Here is an 11,265-nt window from a genome sequence, read left to right as displayed (position 1 = left end):
CCTTGTGGGGCTTAAGACTGCAGATTTGCCAAGGTTTTGACCAATACGCCAATGTTCGTCCAACCAAAATCATCCCAGGAATCCCATCCCCCCTCAAGGGAAGAACCAAAGGCGACCTAGATTGGGTCATCGTCCGAGAGAACTCGGAAGGCGAATACTCAGGTCACGGCGGACGCGCGCACAAAGGTTTTCCAGAAGAAGTAGGAACGGAAGTATCGATCTTTACCCGTGCAGGCGTAACCAGAATCATGCGATATGCATTCGAGATTGCGCAGCAACGTCCACGTAAGCTCCTGACCGTGGTCACCAAGTCTAATGCTCAACGCCACGGGATGGTGATGTGGGACGAAATTGCAGAGGAAGTGTCGAAAGAGTTCCCTGATGTCACGTGGGACAAGATGCTAGTTGACGCAATGACGGTAAGAATGACGCTTAACCCTGAATCACTCGATACTATCGTCGCCACTAACCTTCACGCCGATATCCTTTCCGATCTTGCCGGTGCCTTAGCAGGCAGTCTAGGAGTGGCTCCGACAGCAAACATCGCACCAAATAGCCCTTATCCCTCAATGTTTGAGCCGATCCATGGCTCTGCGTTCGACATCACTGGACAAGGAATTGCCAATCCTATCGCGACCTTTTGGACTGCAGTCCAAATGCTCGAGCATTTAGGCGAACATCAAGCCGCTCGCCTGGTGATGAGTGCCATAGAGTCGGTGTCTTCCGAAGGGATTTGCACACCCGACATTGGTGGGAAAGCAACCACTAAGCAAGTGACCGATGCGGTCATTGACTACATCCACAACCATTAAAAACTCGTCACACATTTAGAGGAGCTCATCGAACAAAGAATATCAAGGCGCGAAATAAGAACGATAAAAAATCGTCACCCGCTTCGCGCTTAAGTGAACCAATAACGAGGACGAAACAATGAAAACAAGTAAGTTAAGCTATATCACTAAACCATTGCTCACAACACTGGCTGCCGGTGCTCTATCGCTGTCTGGCTCCCTGTTTGCAGCCGATGACTACCCCAGCAAACCCATTAATTATATTCTGCCCTTTAACGCCGGTGGCGAGTCTGATCTTTCTGCACGCTTTCAACAGACCGTGTTTGAAAAACACGCAGGTGTGAAAACCGTCATTCAATATCAACCCGGTGCGGGCGGCGCAGTAGCTTGGTCACAGCTCAACAGTATGGAAGGTGATGGCTATACCGTGATGGGGATAAATATCCCTCACACCATCATGCAGCCGATTGTTAAGGAGTCTGGCTACACGACCGATGACCTCACGCCCATTTATTATTTTCATTACACTCCGAACGCGATTTTCGTCCCGGCAAACAGTCAATTCCAGAGCCTACCTGAACTGATCGATTACGCAAAAGCCAATCCAGGACTGGTCACGTTTGCAGGCTCAGGATCCAACTCAGCCAATCATATTGGTCAGGTATCGTTTGATAAGCAGGTGGGAGTGAAAACAACCTACGTCCCATTTAGCGGTATTGGTCCTGCCATGACAGCGCTAATGGGTAGCCAGGTGACCGCAGGTTTCAACTACGCCACATCTGGGGCGAATGCTGGTGACAAACTGCGCATGCTCGCAGTCTCGGCAGAAGAGCGTCTCGCGGCGTTTCCAGATGTCCCAACGTTCAAGGAGCTAGGCATCGATTTAGTGGGAGGGGCATACCGCGGCGTCGCTGTTCCGAAATCGACCCCAGAGGCCATTCGTGTGGAGCTCTCTCGAATTATCGGCGATATCAATAAAGACCCTGATTTTGTGGAAAAAATGGAGAGCAACGGATTTGTGCTTACCGACATCCCTTATCAAGAGATGGAGGCATTTATTGAAAAAAACAAAGCTGAAAACCAAGAAGTAGCAAAACTGCTTGGGCTAGTTAAATAGGGGTTCACGATGGAATTGCTTAGTTATTTACTTGATGCACTCACACCGATCAACCTGTTACTCGCACTGGTTGGTGTCGTAGCCGGCACAGTAATCGGAGCAATGCCAGGATTGTCTGCCACCATGGCGGTGGCAGTTCTCGTCCCTTTTACCTATGTGATGGGCCCCGCTTCGGGCTTGATTGTCCTCGGTGCAATTTACACCGGAGCTATCTATGGTGGGGCGTTTGCAGCAATTTTGGTTAATACTCCGGGCACCCCTTCTGCCATCGCGACGACGTTCGATGGCTATCCAATGGCTAAGAAAGGAGAAGGGGCCCTTGCCATTTCTCTGGCAACGTTCGCTTCAGTAGGAGGTGGTATCGTGGGTGGCCTTGCCTTATTGATGCTGGCACCACCACTCGCTCAAGTCGCCTTGGCCTTTGGTCCATCAGAATATTTCTGGATGGCGGTTTTTGGTCTGACACTCATATCGTCTCTTTCGGTGGGCAACACTCTCAAAGGCTTGATCGGCGCTTGCATCGGCTTATTGCTTTCTACGGTTGGCGTGGCGGTAGTCGGTGGTGACGTCCGCTATACCTTTGATCAGGTCTCACTGCTCGGCGGAATTGATATTACCTCTGCAATCATTGGATTGTATTGTGTTCCAGTGATCATCGACCTAGTCGCGAACAAAACCCCTCATCTAGATTTTGCTGAGGTATCAGGGAAATCGTCGTTGTCACGCGCCTTTTCTCTGATCAAAAACAGTAAATTCAATCTGATGCGAAGCTCCATTATCGGCACCGTCGTCGGAATCCTACCCGGTGCAGGTGGTTCTATTGCGGGATTAGTGGCGTATACAGAAGCTCGCCGCAATGCGAAGAAAGATCAAAAATTTGGGGAAGGCGCATCAGATGGTATCGTCGCGACCGAATCTGCCAATAACGCGACCGTTGGCGGTGGTTTTATCCCAACATTGGTGCTTGGCATTCCTGGTACGCCACCTGATGCAATCATACTTGGGGCTTTGCTAGTCCAAGGCATTAAGACCGGTCCATCACTGTTCACTGAACAAGGCAGCATTGTCTACACCTTTATCTACGGTTTGATCATCGCAACGCTATTGATGCTGCCCGTCGGTTTAATTCTTGGAAAATATGCCTATCGTTCGATTGCCAAAACGCCAAAACAGTTGTTGGTCCCCACCGTCGCGTTCTTAACCGTTATTGGGAGTTATGCGATTCACAGCAACCCTCATGACACCTTTATGATGTTCATACTGGGTGTGTTTGCGTGGTTCTTAGGTAAATTTGGCTTCAGTGCTTCGCCAATTGTACTTGGCTTAGTACTAGGAAAGATCGCAGAACAAGGGTTTGTTCAGGCCTATTTGATAGGCTCGGCGCAAGGTAAAGTCTTCGAGATGTTTTTTGCTCGCCCCATCTCTATTGGCATCATTATATGTGCAATCATTGCGCTTGTGTTCCCGCTCTGGGCAGCAAAAAAGCATAACTTTGCTCCCTCTGACACGCCAAGAGATCACAAAGGCTCGACCATAGCGATCGGTGCACTGCTCATCGTCATAGGTGGCCTGCTGCTCAATCAAACGCAGAGCATGTCTAAACTAGGCGCAGTATTTCCCACTTATATTGTGGTCGCCATGATGGTCTTGGCAGTATTACTCATCGGTAAAGTATGGCGCGCTAGCGATACGGTCAATTGGTCTTCGCTAAATATAAGCCCAACTATGCGACAAAGCGCTCTGATTGCCATTATGGCCCTCTGGACGCTCTTGATGACCACGCTTGGTTTTGGGCTATCCTCGTTACTCGCCTTTGTTGCCATTATGTTGATCGCGAACTTCGATAAAATAGAAACCTGCTCTATGAGTAAACACCTCACCGCTTCATTTGTTATCGTGGTGATGTTTTATCTGCTGATGCGCGATGTACTTTTACTCAGACTGCCCACTGGGTTATGGTTTTAACACTGATCCAACGTAGCCCGTTCAAACAATGGGCTACGTTGGGCATTCAGAAGTGAATACTCGCTTCGCCCTTAGCTCTTTGTGCTCAAGGTTTGCGTTCTCACCCACCCGATTTGGTGAGTAACCAAACTGTTTTTTGAACGCGAGAGAGAAATTGGAGGGGTGACGATAACCATAACTGTAAGCGGCTTCGCTGACCGTCATGCAACCGGTCGCCAGTTTCACTCTGGCATCATTCAGCTTTCTGCGCCGTACATAGTGAGCAGCGGTCATGTTCATGTGATCTTTGAACAGTCTCTGCAGCGACGAAATACTCATATGCGCAAACTCAGCGATAGCCTCTAAAGTCAGCGCCTGCGTTAAATGGGTTTCAATAAAGGCAACAATCTCCGCCATCTCGACGTCTTGGCGCGCGCTAGGATGAGGGGCCTGAGTCACCTCGCACGCACACAGCTGGTTCATCAATTGGAGAAGCAGCTGATGGATGTTGCTTTCCAGTTCGATGCGTTTGGCAATCGTCTCGGGGGGCGGCGTGCGAAGCAGTCTCTGTATTTCCTTAGCGGCCTCACTCGGCAAATCAAAATGAGCACTGGCGAGGTGAGCGGAGTAAAAAGTACGAAAAGCGCCACCCTCAAGCGGTTTTGCTTCAAACCAAGTTCGCGGCAACACAAGGTGAATTTTCTCGACCCACTGATCTTTCTCTACACTTCGCCAAAAACTGGAAGGGTGAACGAGATTGACGGCCATCACTTGCGCCTGGGGTTGCGCACTAAGCGTACATTCAAGCTGGTCATAACCAAACTCTAAATCTCCATCTAACAGCACGGTAAAGATCACCGATGGCGTCGCAGGGGCGATCACTAGGCTCTCTTGCTGACTCCTCTGCCCGCCGCCAAAGACGTTAATCCCGTCCGCCATTTCCATGCGAAACAGTGACGGGGTGATCTGTTTTGAATGCATAACTTTCCTCATAACAAGTTGGCGATTTTGCATAATCATAAAAGCTGTTCATGTACTAGCGGTGTAGCATAACATTAATGATATTAATTATCATTTACAATATGTAAGAGGGAGTTCATGAACTCACATCACCAACCGATCGTTTCGGTATCGACTCTAGCCTTGGCCATTGCGGTCACACTCAGCGGCGGTGCCTATGCCGAGACCCAAAGCGACAACACGAGCGATGAAACGCTCACAGTCTGGGGCACTCAAGTTTCGAGCAGCTCGGAGTTCTTGGGCGATCAAGACATCTCCATTAAGCAAGCGGATCACATGTCGGATCTACTGCGCAGTGTACCCGGCGTCGATGTCGGCGGTACTCATTCCGTTAACCAACGCATTACCATTCGTAGCCTCGGGGAAACGGACTTAGACATTCGCCTCGATGGCGCATCGCAGCACGCCAATATGTTCCACCATATCGGCAACCTCACACTCAACCCCGACATCCTTAAAGCGGTCGACATCCAAGTGGGCAACAACTCCGTCACCCAATCAGGCCTTGGTGGTGCGGTCTATTTTGAGACGAAAGACGCTCGAGACCTGCTGCGTTACAACGAAAGCTTTGGCGTCCGTGTGTATGGTGGTGTCGCCAGCAACGACAGTCGTCAAGGCTCTGTCACCGCATATGGTCTCTTGAACGATAATGTTGATGCGATGGTGTACGCGAACTACGTCGAACGTGATGACTTTAAAGACGGCAATGGTGACACCACCTATGGCGCAGCCGGCGATGTCGGCAATATGCTGTTCAAACTGGGTTATGAGCCTTCTTATCTGCATCGTTTTCAGCTCAGCTATGACCTCTACCGTGATGAGGGCGACTACAGCCCAAGACCGGATATGGGTGGCAGTGCCAACACTGAGCTCTCTGGTGAAGACTTAATCCCGACTCAGTATGACCGCGACACCTTTACGGGCTCCTATGAACTGCGGGGCGACAACCATCAAGGTAAAGTCACGCTCTATTCCAGTACCACTCAAATCGATCGTGACGAGTCAGCAATTACTGGCCGCTGGCCAGCCAACCGACACAGCCAGAACACCGCTAAAAACCAAAACTTGGGTGCCACCGCTCAGTTTCAGTCTAATCTAATGTTGGCTGAGCGTGGGCATCGCTTCACCTATGGGCTTGAATACATGGATAAGACCAGCGAAAGCGCCTATGGGGGTACGCCATTTATGCAAGAGCATGCAAAAAGCAGCGCTGGCTATCTCGAAGACAGAATTCAGCTCTCGCCAAGTTTCGCACTGACAGCGGGCCTGCGTTATGACCACTACATCCGTGATGCCGAAACCAGCAAGGACACGTTTAACGAGTGGACTTGGGCGCTTGGCGCCGATTGGGATATCACCGAGCAATGGACGCTCTTTGCCAGCACTCGCAGTCTATTTAAGGGCCCGGAGCTGCTTGAAACCTTTATCGCCTATCAAGATGTCGCCTATCTCGCTGACGATATTAAGGCAGAAACTGGCCTCTCAAGCGAAGTGGGCGCTCGCTACTTCCAACGCTTTGACCAGCATGCCATCAGTGCGAACCTAACGCTGTTCCAAAACGAGATTGACGACTACATCGGTGAATCCTACCAAGATGATGGCAGTTACTTGATTGAGAACATTGGTGATGCGGAGATCAAAGGCTTTGAGCTCAGCGCAGCCTACAGCTATCAGGCTCTGAGTGCGCGAGCATCCTACTCTCGCAGTGACACCACCAACCAATCCACAGGCGGCCCACTGATTGCAGCGAACGGACGCAGTATGGACGTCGGTGACTCAATTTCGCTCGGCATCGACTATGAGTTTGCAGCGATTGATACCACCGTCGGTTGGACATCCATCATCGTGCTGGAAGAAGATAATGTTCAAGAGGATCAGCCGGTTAAAGAAGCGTATAACACGCACGATCTCTATGCTCAATGGCGCCCTAGCCAACTGGATCGCTTGCAGGTCACCTTTGGTATAGACAACATTTTCGATGAAGCCTACACCTCGCACGCCTCACGCTCTGGTGCCGCACGTGGCGCTACCTTGGATGATCTAGAACCCGGGCGCAACTACAAACTGTCCGCCTCTTACGAATTCTAATGATAAGGAGACGCGCCTTGGGCCTTTAGCCTAAGGCGCACATTGCTATGGAATCCAACCAACCCTCCCCTAACCATTGCCAGGTTCATACTCAGATTCGTTCTGAGCACTGCGCGCGCTACCTCACCACTTTATGTCGACATTTCAGTCGCAAGATTGAGGTTGAGTATAACGAACGCCAAGGCGTCGCTTATTTTCCCTATGGGGTGTGTACACTCACCCTCAGCGAACCCGACAGTTTAGATATTAACTGCGCAGCACAAACCCCCGAGGCGCTCAGCGCCGTCAAGCAAGTGCTCACCTCGCACCTGGAGATGTTTGCCTATCGCGGCGATCAGTTTGCTATTCAATGGACTCAACCTGCTTCGGAGTAATGCACATGTTTACGCGTCTATTATTTCAATTCACGCTGGCCGTGATGGCCTGCACGGCACATGCGGCATCAATCGATGTCTCGCATATCAAAGGCCATATCGAACTCGATAAGCCGGCACAACGGGTTGTCGTGTTGACACATAGCGCCCTCGACACGCTCGACTTCCTCGAAGTCACGCCAGTCGGCGCTGTGCATATGCTGATGCCGAGCTACTTAGCCCACTACGGTGAGGCGGTCACCAACGTTGGCTCTCTGTTTGAGCCCGATTTTGAAACCCTCTTTACCTTAAAACCCGACTTGATCATTGCCGATGAACGCATGATGCGCATTTATGATGATCTCAACGAGGTCGCACCCACGCTCATGCTGTCCACGACCAATGGACAATATTGGCACGATACCCAAGTGAACTGGCGTGCTATCGCGACGTTGGTCGGCAAAGAAGATAAAATGGCGTCGAAGATTGAAGAGACCGAGCAGCGCATTAACGCCATCCAGTCTGAAGTTCGCGCTGAGAAACGTGACGCGATGATGGTCATGAGCAGTGGCAAAAAAATCTCGACCTTCGAGCCACAAAGTCGCTTTTCCATCATCTTTGAAGAGTTCGGATTTTTGCCCGCATCGAGCCAAACAGTGGCCAGCGAGACAGGCCCGCACGGTAAACTGATTTCGTTTGAATACATCGCCGATGCCAAACCATCAACACTGTTTGTGCTCGACCGAGAGCAAGCCACTGGCAAAGCCCACGGCGCCGCGCAGCAACTCTTTGACAATCCGCTTATCGCGCACACTCCCGCAGCCAAAGCGCAGCGCATTGTCTACGTCGATCCTGTTGCATGGTATCTCGCCTATGGAGGCATTCATGCGACCGAGATCATGCTGGATGATGTCGCCAGTAGCCTCGACAACTCGCCTCAGTAGTGGACTTAGGCAACACACATTAGAAACGCGAGTAAAACGCACACTCAATGGCAATGCCAAAGGGTGTGCTACTGGACCTTTTTCACAAACTGCGCCGTAATCACCATGTCACCGGACCCATCGACTTTGCAGTCCAACTGGTGATCTTTACCTTCTGTAATCCGACGAATGAGCGCTTTAGTGCCAATTTTCAATACTAGCGAACTGCCTTTCACCTTAAGATCTTTTGCCAATGTCACTTTATCGCCCTCACTGAGCAGCGTTCCGTTCGCATCTTTGACTTGTGGCTCACCCTGAACCTCATCAGGATTCCACTCATAAGCACATTCCGGACACACTAAATGGGATTGGTCTTGATAAACGTAGTCAGATTGACAATTCGGGCAAGGAGGTAAGGACATACTCATCATTCTTTTAGCGAGGAAACACACGGATAGTGTTCAACGTCTTGCGAGCGAAAGCAATGTTTTCTTGGTGGATTCCACTTGGACAATTCGACATCCGAGTCTTTCATTAGCGCCTCCAGACAATCTTTCCGACGAATACGTAGCGCTGCATCAGAAAAAGAAACAGACACTACGAATATATCCACCCAAGAGTAAGCCATATTTTCTGGTGATTGAGCGAAAGAAGGTAGATGGTCGAGGTAGTTAACACTATTAGGCGCACAACGCCTATGGTTATCGCCACCTGCCTGCACAAAACCACAATGAGCAACGGAATACCGATGCCGCCGCATACCACCTTAATCACTAAATTCAACGCATAGTAAAAATGCCACGCGTTGCTAATCACTCTCGAGTAGTTTGTTATAGTGATTTAACTACATGTTCTGAATAATATTTAAGAAGGCCAACATAAGTAGAGACTGTAAATTTATGCCCAAGTCCACTATACCCAGATTGCGGCCAATGCATACCAATCTTATCCTTTACCCACAGTTTAAAATCTGGATTTTGAGATAAACATATTAGCTTTTCATAAGCTTCAATTGGAGCATCAAAGTCATTGAATGCCTGTGTCAATTTTGCATTGAAACGAGAAAACCAACTTTGACTTGCCATCCATTTGAACATCACCTCTTTAATCGCAGTATTTGGAGCTAAATCATGGCATTCCTTGCACATTAAAACCAAATTTGAAGGCTCTTCTGTACCACCCAAAGAATGTGGGATTATATGACAAATTTGCAATGGACATTTTGCCCACGCTTTGAGGTAATCACCACCTACAATATCGTATCGCCCATCCCACCCCTGACCGCAAGCCCAGCAAGTTGGTTCATTCAGATCGATAAAGCCTTTAAACACATTGGATTTATCGATCCAAAAATCTATGATTCTTGAAATCTCTATACTTTCTCTTTCCGATTTCATGTTTCGTCCATACGATTTATCACTAGAACGCCTTGCTAAATGGCGCCTGCGATGAACTCGCAAAACCCACTAAACTCCAAACCAAAACCGCCGAGAGTTTGGCGTCCACTTGAGTAACTGGTTAGTTTGCGTGCCAAAGTGACACGGGGATTGATTATTGCACTCTTTAAGACCATAATACACATGTGACATTTTGACACACAAGGAGATAACATTATGGCGACTACTTTGCCTCGCATCACCGCTAGAGTTGATGTCGATACACAAGACTTGCTTGCTAAGGCTGCCGCGATCGCCGGTATGTCTAGCATCAACTCGTTTGTTCTAAGCGCTGCAATCGAAAAAGCCAAACAAGTCATCGAACGTGAACAAGCTTTAAAACTGAGCCAAGCTGATGCGATGCTGCTGATGGAAGCTTTAGACCGTCCTGCGACACAGAACTCAAAACTAAAAGCTGCTGCTGATCGATACGAGAGCAAAACTCAATGATGAATACGGTACTTCTAGATAAAGCTAAACACGATAGAAACCGATTCAACTGTGGCATCGAAGCTCTCAATAATTACTTAAAAGTAATGGCGAGTCAGCAAGCAAAGAAGGACAACACCAGAACGTTTGTTTTGGAAGATGACAGCGACAACTCACATGTCATCGGCTTTTACACGCTAACAATGACACCAATTGACTTAAAGGCATTGCCAAATAAGTTACAAAAAAAACACCAATCATCCACTTCTGGTGGTCTGATTGCCCGTCTTGCTGTTGATGACCGATACAAAGGGAAGGGCTTTGGTGAGTGGCTGCTTATCGACGCACTCAGAAAGCTATTAGCCGCTAGTGATAGCGTTGCATTTCCAGTTATTGTCGTTGACGCCAAAGACGGAGCAAAACATTTCTATGAACGCTATGGTTTTCAAGCATTTCAAGACGCTGAAAACAAACTCTTCATTACCATTGCAGATGTGAGAGCAAGCTTAGGCTAGTTAACCGCTAGCCTTTAGCCACGCGTGCCGAATCACTCTTAAATTGTTATAGCTCAGCGATGTGCGACAGGGTTTCTGGGTGACGCTGAACCAACTTTAGAAGAGTTACAGCTTGTCCATTTGGTGCGCTACGCCCTTGCTCCCAGTTTTCTAACGTACGGGATGATGTGTGCAACAAACGAGCAAAAACACCACGAGACATATTAAACTGCTCTCGAATACTCACGATTTCATCAGGTGAGATATTTAACTCACTGATGTCGTTAACTTGATGAGTTTTAAGGGTAAGCTTGCCCTCTGAATGTTCTTTAGCCTCAACAAGTGCTGAACTTAACTCCGCAAATAGATCACGATTGCTCATTACGCCATGCCTCCACAAAAGCCTTTAGTTGTTTCTTTTGGTCTGCGGTTAAGTCGGACATTTCATTCTTGCCGTAAATCGCCAGCAAGTAGAAACGACGTTTTTCATCGAGGAAGTAATAGATAACGCGAGAACCACCACGCTTGCCCTTACCTTTACTTGCAACTCGAATCTTTCGCAAACCACCTGTACCTTGAATCACGTCACCCTACTTAGGGTTAGACATTAACTCAGCTTGAAAAAGCCTAAACTCATCATCGCTGAGATATTCATTACGGTACTGACCTT

The 11,265-nt window shown here is 48.8% G+C and carries 12 protein-coding genes and 1 pseudogene; 8 read left to right on the top strand and 5 right to left on the bottom strand.

What is annotated here, in order from left to right:
- The 3 genes from AC6R1A_RS09090 to AC6R1A_RS09080 form a co-directional block, all read left to right on the top strand.
- Window positions 1–812, top strand: an 812-nt coding sequence (locus AC6R1A_RS09090) for an isocitrate/isopropylmalate family dehydrogenase (RefSeq protein WP_500646174.1), incomplete at its 5' end; no start/stop codon positions are given.
- A 118-nt stretch (window positions 813–930) separates the two neighbouring features.
- The gene (locus AC6R1A_RS09085) at window positions 931–1,908 is read left to right on the top strand and encodes a Bug family tripartite tricarboxylate transporter substrate binding protein (protein ID WP_500630637.1); all 978 of its coding nucleotides are present in this window, start codon (window positions 931–933) and stop codon (window positions 1,906–1,908) included.
- 9 nt (window positions 1,909–1,917) lie between these two features.
- Window positions 1,918–3,873, top strand: a complete 1,956-nt coding sequence (locus AC6R1A_RS09080; RefSeq protein WP_500626240.1) for a tripartite tricarboxylate transporter permease — start codon at window positions 1,918–1,920, stop codon at window positions 3,871–3,873.
- Window positions 3,874–3,906: 33 nt separating this feature from the next.
- Here the strand turns inward: AC6R1A_RS09080 and AC6R1A_RS09075 are convergent, their stop codons facing one another.
- Window positions 3,907–4,833 carry a helix-turn-helix transcriptional regulator gene (locus tag AC6R1A_RS09075; RefSeq protein ID WP_500632340.1) on the bottom strand — a complete coding sequence of 309 codons (927 nt, stop codon included), beginning with the start codon at window positions 4,831–4,833 and terminating at the stop codon, window positions 3,907–3,909.
- A gap of 117 nt (window positions 4,834–4,950) precedes the next feature.
- Between AC6R1A_RS09075 and AC6R1A_RS09070 the strand changes: the two genes are divergently transcribed.
- Genes AC6R1A_RS09070 through AC6R1A_RS09060 form a run of 3 tightly spaced genes read left to right on the top strand, consistent with a single transcriptional unit; the run spans window position 4,951 to window position 8,257 of the window.
- On the top strand, window positions 4,951–6,960 hold the full coding sequence (locus AC6R1A_RS09070; protein ID WP_500632339.1) for a TonB-dependent siderophore receptor: 2,010 nt from the start codon (window positions 4,951–4,953) through the stop codon (window positions 6,958–6,960).
- Between the two features lie 47 nt (window positions 6,961–7,007).
- A complete protein-coding gene (locus AC6R1A_RS09065; RefSeq protein ID WP_500632338.1) occupies window positions 7,008–7,334 on the top strand; it encodes a DUF2218 domain-containing protein in 327 nt (108 codons plus the stop codon).
- A gap of 5 nt (window positions 7,335–7,339) precedes the next feature.
- Complete coding sequence (locus AC6R1A_RS09060; protein WP_500632337.1) at window positions 7,340–8,257, top strand: siderophore ABC transporter substrate-binding protein; 918 nt, start codon at window positions 7,340–7,342, stop codon at window positions 8,255–8,257.
- A 68-nt stretch (window positions 8,258–8,325) separates the two neighbouring features.
- On the opposite strand, the gene AC6R1A_RS09055 is transcribed toward AC6R1A_RS09060, so the two are convergent.
- Together AC6R1A_RS09055 and AC6R1A_RS09050 are read right to left on the bottom strand one after the other, a co-directional pair.
- Entirely contained in the window at window positions 8,326–8,658 is a 333-nt protein-coding gene (locus AC6R1A_RS09055) for a zinc ribbon domain-containing protein YjdM (RefSeq protein WP_500632336.1), read from the bottom strand.
- Window positions 8,659–9,066: 408 nt separating this feature from the next.
- On the bottom strand, window positions 9,067–9,633 hold the full coding sequence (locus AC6R1A_RS09050; protein WP_500632335.1) for an HNH endonuclease: 567 nt from the start codon (window positions 9,631–9,633) through the stop codon (window positions 9,067–9,069).
- A gap of 216 nt (window positions 9,634–9,849) precedes the next feature.
- On the opposite strand from AC6R1A_RS09050, the gene AC6R1A_RS09045 reads away from it, so the two are divergent.
- Entirely contained in the window at window positions 9,850–10,122 is a 273-nt protein-coding gene (locus AC6R1A_RS09045) for a type II toxin-antitoxin system TacA family antitoxin (protein ID WP_017191059.1), read from the top strand.
- Window positions 10,119–10,616, top strand: coding sequence for a GNAT family N-acetyltransferase (locus AC6R1A_RS09040; RefSeq protein ID WP_500632334.1), 498 nt, complete (start codon window positions 10,119–10,121; stop codon window positions 10,614–10,616). The genes AC6R1A_RS09045 and AC6R1A_RS09040 overlap by 4 nt, the downstream gene beginning before the upstream one ends.
- A 46-nt stretch (window positions 10,617–10,662) precedes the next feature.
- Here the strand turns inward: AC6R1A_RS09040 and AC6R1A_RS09035 are convergent, their stop codons facing one another.
- Both AC6R1A_RS09035 and AC6R1A_RS09030 read right to left on the bottom strand, forming a co-directional pair.
- Window positions 10,663–10,977 (bottom strand): helix-turn-helix domain-containing protein, encoded by a 315-nt coding sequence (locus AC6R1A_RS09035; RefSeq protein ID WP_017049537.1) that lies wholly within the window; start codon window positions 10,975–10,977, stop codon window positions 10,663–10,665.
- Window positions 10,964–11,265, bottom strand: a pseudogene (locus AC6R1A_RS09030) (type II toxin-antitoxin system RelE/ParE family toxin); the annotation flags it as partial. The gene AC6R1A_RS09035 and the pseudogene AC6R1A_RS09030, both read right to left, overlap by 14 nt.

The organism is Vibrio sp. R10-SG3-ISO3 (assembly GCF_059834225.1).
Note: the sequence above shows the minus strand (reverse complement) of the source record. Positions and strands in the feature narration are given on the sequence as shown.